At 73.9% G+C, this 15725-nt stretch carries 18 protein-coding genes; 10 read left to right on the top strand and 8 right to left on the bottom strand.

Going from position 1 to position 15725, the window contains the following annotated elements; genetic code table 11:
* Nucleotides 1-103: 103 nt before the first annotated feature.
* Together G3T38_RS09405 and G3T38_RS09400 are read right to left on the bottom strand one after the other, a co-directional pair.
* Nucleotides 104-340: a hypothetical protein gene (locus tag G3T38_RS09405; protein WP_163772027.1), complete on the bottom strand. Its 237-nt coding sequence runs from the start codon at nt 338-340 to the stop codon at nt 104-106.
* 68 nt (nt 341-408) lie between these two features.
* A complete protein-coding gene (locus G3T38_RS09400) occupies nt 409-663 on the bottom strand; it encodes a hypothetical protein (RefSeq protein ID WP_163772026.1) in 255 nt (84 codons plus the stop codon).
* Between the two features lie 63 nt (nt 664-726).
* Between G3T38_RS09400 and G3T38_RS09395 the strand changes: the two genes are divergently transcribed.
* From G3T38_RS09395 to G3T38_RS09385, 3 genes are read left to right on the top strand one after another with little or no spacing between them, the layout of a single operon-like run.
* Nucleotides 727-1509: a DUF1206 domain-containing protein gene (locus tag G3T38_RS09395; RefSeq protein WP_163772025.1), complete on the top strand. Its 783-nt coding sequence runs from the start codon at nt 727-729 to the stop codon at nt 1507-1509.
* 5 nt (nt 1510-1514) lie between these two features.
* Nucleotides 1515-2162 (top strand): hypothetical protein, encoded by a 648-nt coding sequence (locus G3T38_RS09390; protein WP_163772024.1) that lies wholly within the window; start codon nt 1515-1517, stop codon nt 2160-2162.
* Between the two features lie 9 nt (nt 2163-2171).
* Entirely contained in the window at nt 2172-2903 is a 732-nt protein-coding gene (locus G3T38_RS09385; protein ID WP_338037560.1) for an acyltransferase, read from the top strand.
* A gap of 12 nt (nt 2904-2915) precedes the next feature.
* Here G3T38_RS09385 and crcB read toward each other — a convergent pair whose 3' ends face one another.
* Both crcB and G3T38_RS09375 read right to left on the bottom strand, forming a co-directional pair.
* Nucleotides 2916-3293, bottom strand: coding sequence for a fluoride efflux transporter CrcB (gene crcB / locus G3T38_RS09380; RefSeq protein ID WP_163772023.1), 378 nt, complete (start codon nt 3291-3293; stop codon nt 2916-2918).
* Nucleotides 3290-3718: a CrcB family protein gene (locus tag G3T38_RS09375; protein WP_206675837.1), complete on the bottom strand. Its 429-nt coding sequence runs from the start codon at nt 3716-3718 to the stop codon at nt 3290-3292. The genes crcB and G3T38_RS09375 overlap by 4 nt, the downstream gene beginning before the upstream one ends.
* 144 nt (nt 3719-3862) lie before the next feature.
* Here G3T38_RS09375 and G3T38_RS09370 point away from each other — a divergent pair, with 144 nt between their 5' ends.
* Nucleotides 3863-4465, top strand: a complete 603-nt coding sequence (locus G3T38_RS09370; RefSeq protein ID WP_163772022.1) for a TetR family transcriptional regulator — start codon at nt 3863-3865, stop codon at nt 4463-4465.
* A gap of 46 nt (nt 4466-4511) precedes the next feature.
* On the opposite strand, the gene def is transcribed toward G3T38_RS09370, so the two are convergent.
* Nucleotides 4512-5132, bottom strand: a complete 621-nt coding sequence (gene def / locus G3T38_RS09365; RefSeq protein WP_163772021.1) for a peptide deformylase — start codon at nt 5130-5132, stop codon at nt 4512-4514.
* Between the two features lie 95 nt (nt 5133-5227).
* On the opposite strand from def, the gene G3T38_RS09360 reads away from it, so the two are divergent.
* Together G3T38_RS09360 and G3T38_RS09355 are read left to right on the top strand one after the other, a co-directional pair.
* Complete coding sequence (locus G3T38_RS09360) at nt 5228-6589, top strand: acyl-CoA dehydrogenase family protein (RefSeq protein ID WP_163772020.1); 1362 nt, start codon at nt 5228-5230, stop codon at nt 6587-6589.
* A gap of 29 nt (nt 6590-6618) precedes the next feature.
* The gene (locus G3T38_RS09355) at nt 6619-7830 is read left to right on the top strand and encodes an acyl-CoA dehydrogenase family protein (protein ID WP_163772019.1); all 1212 of its coding nucleotides are present in this window, start codon (nt 6619-6621) and stop codon (nt 7828-7830) included.
* Nucleotides 7831-8155: 325 nt separating this feature from the next.
* Here G3T38_RS09355 and G3T38_RS09350 read toward each other — a convergent pair whose 3' ends face one another.
* A complete protein-coding gene (locus G3T38_RS09350; protein WP_163772018.1) occupies nt 8156-8458 on the bottom strand; it encodes a YiaA/YiaB family inner membrane protein in 303 nt (100 codons plus the stop codon).
* A 79-nt stretch (nt 8459-8537) separates the two neighbouring features.
* Here G3T38_RS09350 and G3T38_RS09345 point away from each other — a divergent pair, with 79 nt between their 5' ends.
* The 4 genes from G3T38_RS09345 to G3T38_RS09330 are packed head-to-tail and all read left to right on the top strand — an operon-like array spanning nt 8538 to nt 12915.
* Nucleotides 8538-9314 carry a HemK family protein methyltransferase gene (locus G3T38_RS09345; protein ID WP_206675836.1) on the top strand — a complete coding sequence of 259 codons (777 nt, stop codon included), beginning with the start codon at nt 8538-8540 and terminating at the stop codon, nt 9312-9314.
* Between the two features lie 46 nt (nt 9315-9360).
* Nucleotides 9361-10878 carry a glycerol kinase GlpK gene (glpK, locus tag G3T38_RS09340; protein ID WP_163772016.1) on the top strand — a complete coding sequence of 506 codons (1518 nt, stop codon included), beginning with the start codon at nt 9361-9363 and terminating at the stop codon, nt 10876-10878.
* A 31-nt stretch (nt 10879-10909) separates the two neighbouring features.
* Nucleotides 10910-12346 (top strand): GuaB1 family IMP dehydrogenase-related protein, encoded by a 1437-nt coding sequence (locus G3T38_RS09335; protein WP_163772015.1) that lies wholly within the window; start codon nt 10910-10912, stop codon nt 12344-12346.
* Entirely contained in the window at nt 12343-12915 is a 573-nt protein-coding gene (locus G3T38_RS09330) for a nucleosidase (protein WP_163772014.1), read from the top strand. Before G3T38_RS09335 ends, G3T38_RS09330 begins: the two co-directional genes overlap by 4 nt.
* Nucleotides 12916-13021: 106 nt before the next feature.
* Here the strand turns inward: G3T38_RS09330 and G3T38_RS09325 are convergent, their stop codons facing one another.
* Both G3T38_RS09325 and G3T38_RS09320 read right to left on the bottom strand, forming a co-directional pair.
* Nucleotides 13022-14908, bottom strand: coding sequence for a BCCT family transporter (locus G3T38_RS09325; protein ID WP_338037559.1), 1887 nt, complete (start codon nt 14906-14908; stop codon nt 13022-13024).
* Nucleotides 14909-14999: 91 nt separating this feature from the next.
* Nucleotides 15000-15596, bottom strand: coding sequence for a LysR substrate-binding domain-containing protein (locus G3T38_RS09320; RefSeq protein ID WP_163772013.1), 597 nt, complete (start codon nt 15594-15596; stop codon nt 15000-15002).
* Between the last annotated feature and the right edge of the window lie 129 nt (nt 15597-15725).

Here is a 15725-nt window from a genome sequence, read left to right as displayed (position 1 = left end):
GCGGGGGGGCCGCCCCCGGGGTTCGGGGGGGGGTGCGCCCCCCCCGCGCGGCCCCCCCCCCCCACCGCGCTGTCGGGAAGGCCCGGGACCGGCCGCGCCGGGCTCAGCCCCGTGTCGACGGGTCGCGCCACGGCGCGGGGTCGTCGAACCACACGGCGACGCTCGCCGTGCGCGGGATCCAGCGGATGTGCTCGGTGGCCGCTCCGACGTCGAAGGTCATCCACGTGCCGCCGTCGGACACGAAGTTCTGGTTCACGACGCGCAGCTGGGTGCCCAGCTCGGCGTCGGTGCCGCGCACGGTGAAGACGCGGCCGTCCAGCGAGATCTCCATCTTGGCCATCGGGCATCTCCTCGGGACACGAGCGCGGGTCACGGCGGCGCCCGGTACCCCCGGCCGCAGGGTCGAACCTAGACCGCGTCCGGTCGGGGGTCCTCGCCGCGTCGGCGTCGCACCGATCGCACCGCGTCCTCGGTGAGGCTGAGCACGACGTAGACGGTGAGGTGGACGAGCGGGAGTGCCACGAAGACGAGGGCGAGCAGCAACAAGCACCAAGCCCACCAGGAGAACTGGGTGGACCAGCTGGCGAACCACGGAATGCCGATCGCGAAGACGGCGGTGGTGACCCACGAGTCCGTCCGCCGCGGCGTCACCCAGGTGCTCACCCGATCAGACTAGGCGGTCGAGTGCCCGCCGGTACCGGTTCTCCGCAGTCCTAGGCTGGCCGGATGCGCCCCACCACCGCCGACCGCGACCACCTCGCCCGTCTGGGGCTCGTGGCCTACGGCGTCGTCCACCTCCTCCTCGGCTGGCTGGCCCTGCAGCTCGCCCTCGGCGACCGTGAGGGCGAGGCGTCGACGACCGGCGCGATCCAGCAGCTCGCGCAGCAGCCGTTCGGCGGCGTGATGGTCGGGGCGGTCGCGGTGGGCATGTTCCTGCTCGCGCTCTGGCAGGGCGCGGAGGCGGTCCTCGACCACCGCACCGAGGACAAGGACGACCAGCTGCGCCACCGCGGCACGGCGGCGGCGAAGGCGGTGCTCTACGCCGCGCTGGGCGTCACGGCCGCGCGGATCGTGCTCGGAGCCGGGAGCAGCAGCCAGGAGGGGCAGGCCGACACCCTCACCGCGAAGCTCCTGGACCTACCGTTCGGCCAGGTCCTTGTGGGCATCGTCGGGGTGGTGATCCTGGCCGTGGGCGGCTACCACGTCGTCAAGGGCGTCACCGACAAGTTCCTCGAGGACCTCCGCCACAGCGGCCGGGGGACCGCAGGCACGGCGTACACCTGGTGCGGACGGGCCGGTTACACCGCCAAGGGCGTCGCGATCGGCGCCGTCGGCGTGCTCTTCTGCTTCGCGGCGATCGACCACGACCCGGACGAGTCAGGTGGCCTCGACTCGGCGCTGCTCACCGTGCTCCAGGCGCCCGGGGGTCCGGTCCTGCTCGGGGCGATCGGCGTCGGCATCATCGGTTTCGGCCTCTTCTGCTTCGCCTGGGCGAAGCACGTCGACTGAGCGCCGTGGGGTACGCCTGGACCACCCCCGACTCCGCGCCGTACGTCGCCGGTCCGACGCCGTCCCGTCTCGGGGAGGCCGACCGCGCCGTCGCCGTGCTGCGGGCCGACGCGGGGCGCTGGTCCCGCTGGGTGCTCGGCGTCGGGGCGTTCGGGGCGGCCGTCGTGGGCGTGTTCGTCGCCGTCGGCGTGGTGGGTGCCATCGTCGACCTGGGCCGCGCGGGCCCGCTCGACATCGGCGTCGTGCTCGCGGCGCTGGCCCTCGCGCTGGCGGGGCTGACGGTCCTCGTGCGGCTCGCCCGCTCCGGACGTCGGCTCACCCGTGTGGCCGCGGCGTGGCTGCGGGCGCCGTACGCCGCGGGCCCGCGCTCGCCCGACGCCGCCGGCTGGGTGCGGGCGCGCACGGTGAACCTGGAGCCGCGCGTGCTCGTCCGGCTCGCCACCGGCACCCTGGCCCTCCTCGTCGGTGTCGCCGGGGTGGCGCTGACCGCCCGCGACCTCGTGCAGGGGATGAGCGCCCTCACCGGCGCCGCGGCTGCCGTCGGCGCGCTCGGTCTCGCCTCCGGGGCCGGTCAGCTCGCCGGCGTGCTCCGGATCGTCGCGGCCCTGGGTGAGGCGGACCCGCTCTGGGTGCGCCTCCGCGGCCGCCGCTAGCCTCCCCGGGTGCCCGCCCGCCTTCCCCACGTCGTCCACCGCCTGCTCGGCGCTGCCGTCCACGAGGTGCGCCGCCGCGTCGAGTGGTACGGCGCGATCTCGCCCGGCACCGTCGCCGGCGACCGCTTCGGGTCGCTGGGCGAGGGTGCGTGCATCGCGTTCCCCCAGGCCACGATCGTCGGCGAGGCGGGGATCCACGTCGGTCGCGGCACCCTGGTCGGGCGCGCCTGCACCCTGACGGTCGGGTACGTCGGACCCGACGACGTGCCGCCGGAGCGCGGCCTCGTCATCGGAGACCGGTGCGTCATCGGAGCCCGGAGCACCATCACGGCGCACGAGTCGGTGACGCTCGAGGACGACGTGTGGTGCGGGCAGGGTGTCTTCATCTCCGACGCCAGCCACGGCTACCAGGACCCCACCACGCCCATCGGCCGTCAGCTCGGCCGCCACCAGCCCGTCCGCATCGGTGCGGGCTCCTGGATCGGGCACCACGCGATCGTGCTTCCCGGCACCAGGATCGGCCGCAACGTCGTCGTGGCGGCCGGGTCCGTCGTGCGCGGCGAGATCCCCGACCACAGCGTCGTGGCCGGTGTGCCCGCGCGGGTCGTCCGCCACCTCGAGCCTGGCGTCGGGTGGGTCGGCCGGCACGCCGACGACGTGCGCCCGGTGACGAGCGCGGCCCAGGTCGCGGCGTACCTCACCGGCTACCAGGAACCGGACCGCCCCACGGGCACGGCCTGAGCCCGGAGCGGCTCAGGCGGCCAGCCACCACCCGGCAGCCGCCGCGGCGAGACCGAGCGCGAGCATCCCGCCGGCGTGGACGAGCGCGGCCCACGGGCGGCGCTCCTCGAGCAGCACCAGCGCCTCGACGCTGGCCGTGCTGAACGTCGTGTAGCCGCCGAGCAGCCCGGTGCCCAGCACGGTCGCGACGTGCGGGCCGAGGTGGCCGTCGGCGACCAGCCCCGTCACGAGGCCCAGCAGGAACGCACCGGTGGTGTTGATCACCAGCGTTCCGAGCGGATACCCCGGCGCCACGCGGCGCACGACGGTGTCGACGACGTAACGAAGCGCCGCGCCCAGTCCGCCCGCCAGCCCCACGCCCGCCACCACGCCCGGGTCGAGGGCGCTCACGAGCGTCCCCGGTGGCGGTGCGTGAGCACGACACCCAGCCCGGCCGCGAGCAGCCCGAGGAGCACGCTCCCGCCGGCGTAAGCCGCGCCCAGCGCCACGTCGTCCCGGGCGAGCCGCACGCTGTCGACGGCGAGTGCGCTGTAGGTCGTGAAGCCGCCGAGGACGCCGGTGCCGACCAGCAGCCGCAGACGGGGGCGGTGCGTCAGGGGCCCACCTCGGAGGCCGCCGAGCAGGAGCCCCAGCAGGAAGGCGCCGCCGACGTTCACGGCCCCGATGGTCCACGGCACGCCGCCGACCGGCGGCAGCGCCGTGCCGAGCAGGTGCCGCGCGAGCGTCCCGGCGGCGCCCCCGAGGAAGACCAGCGGGAGCGCGACGCGCAGGCGCACGGCCGGTGCCACGACCGGTGGGGGGTGCGGGACGACCACGGTCGAGAACCGTACCCGCCCGGTCCGCCGCACCCCCTTGCGCGGACGGCTATCCTGCGCCGGTCGGGGGACAGGATTCGACACGAAGAAGGTCTTGAGTTGCCGAAGGACCCCGACCGTCCCCGACGTCGCTACGTCTCGCCCGTGCGTGAGGCAGCCCTCGTCGCGACCCACGGCAGGATCGTCGACGCCGCTGCGGAGCTCTTCGCCACCGAGGGCTACCGCTCGACGACACTGGCCGCCATCGCGGCCCGCGCCGGCGTCTCCGTGCCGCGCGTGAACCTCTCCGGCTCCAAGCCGGCCCTGCTCGTCGAGGCCTACCAGCGCCGCGCCGGCACGATGACGGAAGGCCCGGTCAGCGGCTCGACGGAGCTGCAGGAGCTGATGGCGCTCCCGCCCGCGGAGGCACTCCCGGCGTACGCCGCGTGGCTGAGCGGCGTGCACGAGCAGTCCGTCGGTCTGTGGTTCTCCCTCCGCGAGGCAGCCGCGACGGATCCCGAGGCGGCGACCGCCTTCGAGGCCGTGGAGCGATCGAACGACGAGGCCTGCGCGGCGGCGGTCGCGTGGGCGGACTCCCAGGGGCTGCTCACGGGTGACGCCTCCGCCGAGGAGCGTGCCGCGACGTGGAGCCACCTCGCCGGTGCCGAGCCCTACCGCCACCTCGTCGTCGAGCGTGGTTGGAGCGCGGACCGCTACCAGCAGTGGGTACGCCGCGCCATCGAGCGCCTGGTCTTCGACCCGGCCTGAGCCGGCCTTCGCACGGCGACCGCCGCCCGCCGGGGCGGTCGCCGTGTCAGGCGGGCCAGTCCGGTGGGAAGTCCTCGGCCGCCTTGTCGTGCTGCTTGGCCAGCTTCTTGCGTGCCTTCGTGCCGATCCGGTCGCCGAAGACGGTGCCGAGGGTGTGGTCCGTCTCGTGCTGCAGGCACCGCGCCAGCAGGCCGTCGCCCTCGAAGCGCACGGGTGACCCGTCCAGGCCGACGCCCACCACGCTCGCGCGGTCGGGGCGTGCGCAGTCGACGAACGCCCCGGGGTAGCTGAGGCACCCCTCCTCGCTGTCGTCGAGCCGCCGCTCGGCGCCCTCCGGCGTGCTGACGTCGGGGTTGCAGACGACCCCGGCCACCCGACGCCCGGACGCGTCCGGGCAGTCGAACACGAAGACGGCCAGGTCGACGCCGATCTGGCAGGCGGCGAGCCCGACGCCGTCCGCGGCGTACATCGTCGCGGTCATGTCGGCGACCAGCGCCCGCAGGTCGTCGTCGAACTCCGTGACGCGCCGCTGCGGCGCGTGCATCACCGGTGTGCCCCAGCGGGTGATCGGGCGCACGGTGCCACCCGTCGGCAGCGGCCCGTACGGCGTCTCGTCCGGCCCGTCGGGCGTCTCGTCGGTGGCGGGTGCAGCGGCGTCGTCGGGCATGCCCCGCATCGTAGGAGAGGCGTGACGAGCACGACGCGGCACGTTCTCCGACGAAAGTGTGGCGCTGTGTGTAACTGCGAGTTACATTGGGCGGCATGTCCCTGACGAACAGCCTCAGGCCGGGCGGGCGCAACGGCCTCGCGCGCAAGGAGAGCCGCGACCCGATCGGCTACGCGGTCGCCGCTCTCAACGTGGTCGCCCAGAGCGACCTCATCGACCGTCTCGGTCTCCGGAAGAAGACCGAGCAGGCCGTGTTCACGTCGACCCGTGGCGGCTTCTCGGTCGTCACCAAGGCCGGTCGCACCTTCGCCAAGCGCGGCGCCCAGAAGCCGGGCGTGCGGGTGCCGAGCGCCGGGGCGAGCGGGGTCTTCGACCTGACCCCGACAGAGGACGAGCAGATGCTCGTCGACGTCGTCGGGGAGTTCGCGACCGAGGTCGTGCGTCCGGCCGCGACCGAGGCCGACGAGGCCTGCGAGGCGCCCGTCGCGCTGCTCAAGTCCAGTCTCGAGATCGGGCTGCCGATCCTGGGCGTGCCCGAGAAGCTCGGAGGCATCTCCGAGGAGCGCTCGGCGGTCGCCGGCGCGCTCGTGGCCGAGGCGCTCGCGCGGGGCGACATGGGACTCGCGGTCGCCACCCTCGCGCCCGGTGCGGTGGCCACGGCGATCTCGCTGTGGGGCACCGACGCCCAGCAGGCGACGTACCTGCCCGCCTTCACCGGCGACGACGTCCCCGCGGCGGCGCTCGCGCTGAGCGAGCCGACCGCGCTCTTCGACGTGCTGCAGCCCGGCGCGACGGCGGTGCGCCGCGGCGACCGCTACGTGCTCAACGGCGTGAAGGCGGGCGTCCCGCGCGGTGGCGACGCCGAGCTCTTCGTGGTGGGTGCCTCCCTCGAGGGCAAGCCGGTGCTGTTCCTCGTCGAGGCCGGCACCGCGGGCGTCCGGGTCGAGGCCGACCCGTCCATGGGGGTGCGGGCGGCGACGCTGTCCAAGCTGCACCTCACCGACGTCGAGGTGCCCGCGGACGCGGTCCTGGGCGAGACGGACGGCTCGACGTACGTCGAGTGCGTGCGCCTGTCGCGCCTCGCCTGGTGCGCGCTCGCGGTGGGGACGGCCCAGGCGGTCCTCGACTACGTGACGCCGTACGTGAAGGAGCGGGAGGCGTTCGGGGAGCCGATCGCCCACCGTCAGTCGGTGGCGTTCATGGTCGCCAACATCGCGATCGAGCTGCAGGCGATGCGGCTCGTCACCTACAAGGCGGCCTCGCGTGCCGCCCAGGGCAAGGACTTCGCCCGCGAGGTCGCCCTCGCGCGCAACCTCTGCGCCAGCAAGGGCATGCAGATCGGTCTCGACGGCGTCCAGCTGCTCGGCGGCCACGGCTTCGTCAAGGAGCACCCGGTGGAGCGGTGGTACCGCGACCTGCGGGCCCTCGGCGTGATGGAAGGAGGCGTCCTGGTCTGAGCCCCCGGGCTCCGGTCGGACGACACACCATGATCAATCTCGAGACCCCCAAGAAGCACCGCGCACTGGTCGACCAGGCGCACCAGGTCGCCATGAACATGCTGCGGCCCATCTCCCGCAAGTACGACCGTGCCGAGCACTCCTACCCCAAGGAGCTCGACATGCTGGCCGCGATGATCGACGGCCTGTCCGAGTCCGGCGCCGCCGAGGGCGCCGGCGCGACCGGGGTGCGCCGCGACGAGCAGAAGGACGACGGCGGCGTCCGCAACGGCTCCAACCTCGCCTCGGTGATGTCCATCGCCGAGATGTGCTGGGGCGACACGGGCCTGCTGCTGTCGATGCCCCGCCAGGGCCTCGGCAACTCGGCCATCGCCTCGGTCGCCAACGAGGAGCAGCTCGAGCGCTTCAAGGGCACGTGGGCCGCCATGGCGATCACCGAGCCCGGCGTCGGTTCGGACTCCGCCAACATCACGACGACGGCCCGCCTCGACGGGGACCACTACGTGATCAACGGCGAGAAGATCTACGTCACCTCCGGTGACCGGGCCGACTCGGTCGTCGTGTGGGCGACGCTCGACAAGTCGCTCGGCCGCGCGGCCATCAAGTCCTTCGTGGTGGAGAAGGGCACGCCCGGCATGCGGGTGGAGCGCCTCGAGCACAAGCTCGGGATCCGGGCCTCGGACACCGCGGTCATCATCTTCGAGGACTGCCGGGTGCCTGCCGAGAACCTCCTCGGCTCTCCCGAGGTCGACGTCAAGCAGGGCTTCGCGGGCGCCATGGCGACCTTCGACAACACCCGCCCGCTCGTCGCGGCGATGGCGGTCGGGTGCGCCCGTGCCTCGCTCGACCTCACCCGCGACCTGCTCGCGCAGGCGGGCGTCGAGGTCGACCACGACCGCCCGGCCCACCTGCAGTCCGCCGCCGCGGCGAAGTTCCTCCAGCTCGAGGCCGACTGGGAGGGCGCCCAGCTGCTGACCATGCAGGCCGCGTGGATGGCGGACAACCGCAAGCCCAACTCGCTCGAGGCCTCCATGGCGAAGGCCAAGGCGGGCCGTGTCGGGTCCGACATCACGCTCAGCTGCGTCGAGCTCTGCGGCACGCTCGGCTACAGCGAGTCCGAGCTGCTCGAGAAGTGGGCCCGCGACTCGAAGATCCTCGACATCTTCGAGGGCACGCAGCAGATCCAGCAGCTCATCGTGGCTCGGCGCATCCTCGGGCTCTCGAGCGCGCAGCTGAAGTGACCCGGCGAGGGCACCTCCGTTCGCTCGGGTGAGGTGACCTCTGCTCGGACAGCGACATCGGAGCCACCCCGGTGACCGGCCCCAGCGGTCGCCGGGGTGGTTGCCGTCCAGGGGTGGGGAGCTCGGGCGGGCGGCGCAACTGTGCGGTCGGGGTGGTCCGGACCGACCGGGACCTGTCCCAGCTGCACATCTCTCACCGCCCGGCGGCCCACCCCGGCTCACCCCGGCCGACCCCCGCGTGCCCCGCCCCCGGCGCCGGACGCAGGACGACCCCCGGTGCCAGCGTGGCACCGGGGGTCGTCGGCGTCCGGACGGAGCGCAGGCCTCAGGCGACGCTGCGGAACGGGTCGTGCTCGGAGAGGATGCGGTCGACGCGGGCCTGGTCGAGCCGCGCGACGACCTGGGTGGTCTCCTGCGCGTCGCGGATGCACTTGGCGAGCGTGAACGACGACGTGACGAGGAAGAGCGTCCCGAGGGCCAGGAATGCTCGGACCCACGGGTCGACGGGGACGAAGATGATCGCGACGACCATCGTGAGGAGTGCGACGCCGAAGGCGAGGCCCGCCTGGAGGAAGAACGCGTTGGTGTTCTTGGAGGTCGGACCGGCCGGGAGAGGAGGAGTGCTCATGACGAGAACCCTGCCCGGGGACGATGCCCCCCGGCCTCCGTCCGCGTACTCAACTGGTCCTGAGGACCTGCCCACCCTGGTGGCCCGCTTGCGCGCGGCCGGCTGCGTCTTCGCCGAGGACGAGGCCGCGGAGCTCGCGCGGGCCTCGCGTCGCGCCGGCCGCGGCGACGACTGGCTCGAGCGCGCGGTGGCCGAGCGGGTCGCCGGCCGCCCCCTCGAGCTCGTGGTCGGGGAGGTCGTCTTCGGCGGCCTGCGGCTGGTCGTCGCGCCCGGCACCTTCGTTCCCCGCGTGCGTACCGAGCTCCTGGCCGAGCTCGCGCTCGAGGCGCTGCCCGCCGGCGGACGGGTGCTCGACCTCTGCGGCGGGGTCGGCGCCGTCGCGACCGTGGTGGCCGCCCGTCGGCCCGACGCGACGGTCGTCAGCGCCGACCTCGACGAGCGCGCCTCGGCGTGTGCGCGGGCGAACCTCGCGCCGTACGGGAGCCGGGGGCTGGTGGTCACCGGGGACCTGTACGCCGCGCTCCCGCCCGCGCTGCACCGGGGGTTCGACGTGGTGGTGGCCAACGCGCCGTACGTGCCGACCGAGCGGATCGCCGCCATGCCCCGCGAGGCGCGCGAGCACGAGCCGCTCGTCGCCCTCGACGGCGGTGCCGACGGAACGGAGCTCCAGCAGCGGGTCGTCGCGGGCGCCCCCGACTGGCTGGTGGCGGGCGGCCGGGTCGTCGTCGAGTGCGCGCCCGCGCAGCTGCCGGTGCTGCGGGACGCGCTGGGCCGTGCCGGCTTCACCGCCGAGCCGTGCGAGGACGACGAGCGCGGCGCGCACGCGGTCGTCGGCCGGGGCGGCATGATCGGGTAGTCCGCACACACCCGCGCCCCGGGGCGCACCGCCGAGGAGGAGCCGCGTGGCCGAGTTCGTGGGAGCCGTCGACCAGGGCACGACGAGCACGCGGTTCATGATCTTCGACCACGACGGGGTCGAGGTGGCCCGCCACCAGCTCGAGCACGAGCAGGTGCTGCCCCGCGCCGGGTGGGTCGAGCACAACCCCGTCGAGATCTGGGAGCGAACGAGCTCCGTGGTGCAGACCGCGCTGGGCAAGGCCGGTCTCTGCGCAGGTGACCTCGCCGGGGTGGGGATCACCAACCAGCGGGAGACCACCGTCATCTGGGACCGCCGCACCGGCCGGCCGCTCCACAACGCGATCGTCTGGCAGGACACCCGCACGGACCGGATCGCCACCGCCCTCGACCGCGACGGGCGCGGCGACGTGATCCGTCATCGTGCCGGGCTCCCGCCCGCGACGTACTTCGCCGGCGGCAAGATCCAGTGGATCCTCGAGAACGTGCCGGGGGTGCGGGAGGCGGCGGAGCGCGGCGACGCCCTCTTCGGCACGACCGACACCTGGCTGCTGTGGAACCTGACGGGCGGCCGCGACGGCGGGCTCCACCTCACCGACGTCACCAACGCCAGCCGCACGATGCTCATGGACCTCGAGACGCTCGACTGGGACGAGGAGCTGCTCGGCTTCTTCGGGATTCCCCGCGCGATGCTGCCGGAGATCCGTCCGTCGTCCTCGGCCGAGGCGTACGGCGCGACCCGCGCCAGCGGACCCTTCGCCGGCGAGGTGCCCATCACCGGCATCCTCGGCGACCAGCAGGCCGCGACGGTCGGCCAGGTCTGCTTCGCACCGGGGGAGGCCAAGAACACCTACGGCACCGGCAACTTCATGCTGCTCAACACCGGCACCGAGATCGTGCGGTCGCAGGCCGGTCTCATCACGACGCCGGCCTACCAGCTCGGTGACGAGCCCTGCGTCTACGCGCTCGAGGGCTCGATCGCCGTGACGGGCTCGGCGGTGCAGTGGCTGCGGGACCAGCTCGGGATCATCGCGGGCGCCGCGGACTCGGAGCACCTGGCGGCGCAGGTGGAGGACAACGGCGGGGTCTACTTCGTGCCGGCGTTCTCGGGGTTGTTCGCGCCGTACTGGCGCAGCGACGCCCGCGGCGCGATCGTCGGCCTCTCGCGCTACAACACCAACGCCCACGTGGCTCGCGCGACGCTCGAGGCCATCTGCTACCAGAGCAAGGACGTCGTCGACGCGATGGAGCAGGACTCCGGCGTGCGGCTCGAGGTGCTCCGCGTCGACGGCGGCGTGACCGCCAACGAGCTGTGCATGCAGATCCAGGCCGACGTGCTCGGCGTGCCGGTGAGCCGCCCGGAGGTGGCGGAGACGACGGCGCTGGGAGCGGCGTACGCCGCGGGCCTGGCGGTCGGGTTCTGGCAGGACACGGACGAGCTGCGCGCCAACTGGCACGAGTCGCGGCGTTGGGAGCCGACCTGGGACGACGCCCAGCGGGCGGAGGGGCACGCCGGCTGGCGGAAGGCCGTCGACCGCACCCTCGGCTGGGTGGACGTCGAGTAGACCGATCCGAGGACGGCTATCGTGGGTCCACGTGCGTTTCCTCCATGACCGCGTGCCTCCGCACGAGCTGACCTACGACGACGTCTTCATGGTGCCGCGCCACTCCACGGTGGCCAGCCGGTTCGACGTCGACCTCGCCACGACCGACGGCACCGGGGCGACCCTGCCGATCGTCGTGGCCAACATGACGGCCGTCGCCGGCCGTCGGATGGCGGAGACGGTGGCCCGCCGCGGCGGCATCACGGTCGTCCCGCAGGACATCCCGCTCGACGTCGTGCGTGAGGTGGTCGGGTGGGTGAAGGCCCGCCACCACGTCTTCGACACCCCGATCGAGCTCGCGCCGACGCAGACGGTGGGCGACGCGCTCGCCCTCATCCCCAAGCGCTCCCACCGCGCCGCCGTGGTCGTCGAGGACGGACGTCCGGTGGGGGTCGTCGCGGCCGACGACTGCGCCGACGTGGACCGCTTCACCCAGGTGCGCGACGTCATGTCGACGTCGTTGGTGACGCTGGGCGCCGACACCGACCCCCGACGGGCGTTCGACCTGCTCGACCGCGCGCGGGTGCGGCTCGCGCCGGCGGTCGACGGCCAGGGACGGCTGCTCGGGGTGCTCACGCGCACGGGCGCGCTGCGGGCGACGCTCTACACGCCCGCGGTGGACGCCCGGGGCGGGCTGCGCATCGCGGCGGCCATCGGGGTCAACGGCGACGTGGCGGGCCGCGCGGCCGCGCTGCTCGACGCCGGCGTCGACGCCCTCGTGGTCGACACCGCCCACGGCGACCAGGACCGCATGCTCGACGCCCTGAGGGCCGTGCGGGCGCTCGATCCGCAGGTGCCGGTCGCCGCCGGCAACGTGGTCTCCGCCGACGGCACGCGCGAGCTCGTCGCCGCGGGCGCCGACATCGTCAAGGTCGGCGTCGGGCCCGGCGCGATGTGCACGACGCGGATGATGACGGGCGTCGGCCGGCCGCAGTTCTCGGCCGTGCTCGAGTGCGCCGCGGCCGCTCACGCCGACGGAGCCCACGTGTGGGCCGACGGCGGCGTCCGGCACCCGCGCGACGTGGCGCTCGCCCTCGCCGCCGGTGCGTCGTCGGTGATGGTCGGCTCCTGGTTCGCCGGCACCCACGAGTCGCCGGGCGACCTGCAGGTCGACTCCGACGGTCGTGCCTACAAGGTCTCCTTCGGCATGGCCTCCGCCCGCGCGGTCGCCCACCGCACGTCGACGGAGTCGGCCTACGACCGGGCACGCAAGGGCCTCTACGAGGAGGGCATCTCGTCGTCGCGGATGTACGTCGACCCGGCCCGCCCCGGCGTCGAGGACCTCGTCGACCACATCAGTGCCGGCGTGCGGTCCGCCTGCACCTACGCGGGCGCCCGCAGCATCGCCGAGCTCCACGAGCGCGCCGTGGTGGGCGTGCAGTCCGCGGCCGGCTTCCACGAGGGCCGGCCGCTGCCGGCGGGCTGGTGAGCGCCGTCCCGCGGCGTACCGACGTCCTCGTCGTCGCCGCCACCCGCGCCGAGGCCGCGGCCGTGCCGGACCGCTACCCGCTGCTGGTGACCGGGATCGGCAAGGTGCCGGCGGCCGCCGCCGTCGCCGCGGCCCTCGCCCGGGTCCCCGACCCGACGGAGGTGCACGTCGTCAACGTGGGCACCGCCGGGGCGCTGCGCCCCGGTGTCACGGGACTGCACCTCCCCGGCACGGTGCTCAACCACGACCTCAGCGCCGAGGCGATCCGTCAGCTCGGGCACGACCCCCACGAGCTGCTCGCCCTCGGCACGGGCGACGCGGGCACCGTGCTGGCGAGCGGGGACGTGTTCGTCACCGACCCGGCCGTCCGCGACGCGCTGGCGCTGCGGGCGATGCTGGTCGACATGGAGGGGTACGCCGTGGCGTGGGCCGCGCACGCCGTCGGCGCCCGGGTCACGCTGGTCAAGCACGTGTCCGACGCCGCCGACGACTCCGCGTGGGACTGGCCGTCCCAGGTCGCCGCGAGCGCCGTCGTGCTGGGGGAGTGGCTCGAGGACGCCCTGGGCTGATGGCGGTCCCGCGGTGTAACGCGGTGTCCGGGCATCCATGGAGGTGGTCGACCACTTCCACAGATGCCCGGACACCGCGTTACACGCGGGAGGGGACGGTGCGGGATCAGTCCTTCGGCGGCCTCGGAGCCCCGGCGACGCCGGTGCTGCCGGGGGCGGCCTGCACGGACGAGGGCTGCGCCTGGGCCGGACCGTTGGCGATGTAGTCGCCGACGCCCGCGCCGGGCTCCGTCGACTCGACGCTGATCACGAAGTCGTCGCCGTGCTCGGTGACGCCCGCCATCACGGCCTGCTCGACCGCCTGCGTCGCGTACACCTTCCGCACGACGACCGGGTCGGAGCGCAGGTCGCGCACCAGCGCGACGCACAGGCCGATCATGACGAGCACGAACGGCACGGAGGCCGCGATGGTGATGTTCTGCAGGCCCGTCAGGGCGTCGTTGCCGCCGACGATGAGCATGACCGCCGCCACGGCACCGGTCGCCGCGCCCCAGAAGACGACGGTGAAGCGACGCGGCTCGGAGGCACCCCGCTCGGAGAGCGTGCCCATGACGATGGACGCCGCGTCGGCGCCCGAGACGAAGAAGATCGCGACGAGCACCATCACGACGACGCTCGTGACGGTGGCGAACGGGAAGTTGTCGAGCACCGTGAAGAGCTGGGACTCGATGCCCGCGGCGCCGGCGATGTCGCGCCCGGCCTCCTCGAGGTGGATCGCCGCGCCGCCGAAGATGGCGAACCAGACGAGGCTCACCGCCGTCGGCACGAGCAGCACGCCGGCGACGAACTGGCGGATCGTGCGACCCCGCGAGATGCGGGCGATGAACAGGCCGACGAACGGGGTCCAGGAGAGCCACCAGGCCCAGTAGAAGACGGTCCAGTTCGAGAGCCACGCGGCGGTGGTCTGCTCGGTCCCGTCGGGCAGCACGGTGGTGGCCTGGTCAGACGGCACGCGCGCGGCCATCTCGCCGAGGTCGCCCGCGTAGGTGGCGAGCATGCTCGGCAGCATGTCGAGGATGAAGACGGTGGGGCCGGCGACGAAGACGAAGACGGCCAGCCCGATCGCCAGCACCATGTTGATGTTGGCGAGCCACTGGATGCCCCGGGCGATGCCCGAGACGGCCGAGGCGATGAACGCCGCCGTCAGGCCCGCGATGATGGCGACGAGCACGCCGTTGCCGATCTCGCCGACACCCGCGACGATCTGGAGGCCGCTGCTGATCTGGAGCGCGCCGAGGCCGAGGGAGGCCGCCGAGCCGAAGAGCGTGGCGAAGATGGCCAGGATGTCGATGACGCGGCCCGCCGGCCCGTGGGCGTGGCGGCCGAGCAGCGGCTCGAACGCCGCGCTGACGAGCTGCAGGCGGCCCTTGCGGTAGACGCCGTAGGCCACGGCGAGGCCGAGCACCGCGTAGATCGCCCAGGGGTGCAGGCCCCAGTGGAAGATCGTGGTGGCGAGCGCGGTCTTCTGCGCGTCCTCGCCGTTCGTGCCGGGGGGCGCGGTGGCGAAGTGGGAGACGGGCTCGCCGACGCCGTAGAACATGAGGCCGATGCCCATGCCGGCGCTGAACATCATGGCGATCCAGGAGGTCGTCGAGAACTCGGGCTGCTCGTCGTCGCGACCCAGGGGGATCGAGCCGAAGCGGCTCAGGGCGAGCCACAGCACGAAGACGACGAACCCGCTGGAGGAGACGACGAACAGCCAGCCCAGGTTGTCGATGATCCAGCCCAGGGCGGTGCCGGAGGTGTCGCGGAGGCTGTCGGTGCTCGCGAAGCCCCAGACGAGGAACGCGACGGCGATGACGGCGGTGACGCCGAAGACGACCGGGTCGAGCGTCGACGTCGGGGGCCGGCTCTCGACGGGTGGGGGCACGTCGAGAGCGGGGTGGCCGCCGGTGTCGGTGGTGGTGGGCGAGGAGTCGACCAGGGCGGCAGGGGCCTCGGTCGTCTCGTCGGGATGCTCGTCGACGGGGTTCTTCGGGTCGAGTGCGGTCACGTGTTCCTCTCTGGTCCTGTGGCGTGCCGGTCGGGGTGTGACCGACAGGCAACCGTCCGACCTTGCCGCACCTTGGTTGCGTTGTGCAACCTCACCCCCGGCTGCTGCGGGCCGTGCGGCCGCGCGTGATGCCCACCATCTCCTGGGTCGCGTCGTCGTCGCGCTCGGCGAGCCAGACCAGTGCGACGGTCGTCGGGGGCAGGTCGAGCACCGGTCGGTGGACGGCGTCCTTGCGGTGCAGCACGCGGGCCACGGACTCGGGCAGCACGGCGACGCCTGCGCCGCTGGCCGCCACCTCGACCGCCTCGCGGTCGGTCATCGCCGGCCAGTCGAGGCGGTCGGCCCGGGCCACGCCGTCCCACCCGGGCACCCGGGCGGGGTCGGTGACGAGCTGCTCGTCGGCGAGGTCGGCGAGCTCGACCTCGTCGACGGCCGACACGACGTGCTCGCGGTCGACGACGACGACCTGCGCCTCGTCGTACAGGCGCACGACGAGCAGGCCGGTCGTGTCGACGGGGAGGCGGGCCAGGCACATGTCGACCGTGCCGTCGCGCACGACGCGCTCCTGGTCCGCCTGCTCGACCGGGACGAGCTCGAGGCGGTCCTTCGGGTGGCGCTCGCGCCACCGCCCGGCCCACTTGTCGGGGGTGGCTCCGGTGACGAACGCGAGGCGGAAGGTGGTGGGCACGGGGTCAGCACATCACGACGCGGCGTCGCGGCCCGGCCGACCCAGGACTGTCGGTGCCGTGCGGGAGGGTGGAACCAGGTGGATCCTCGTCGGGTGGGGGTCCGCCCGGGGTTCTCGGGAGGGGTCTGG

This window comes from Nocardioides zeae, assembly GCF_010686755.1.
Taxonomy (GTDB): Bacteria; Actinomycetota; Actinomycetes; order Propionibacteriales; family Nocardioidaceae; genus Nocardioides; species Nocardioides zeae.
This window is presented reverse-complemented; position numbering and strand designations above follow the sequence as displayed.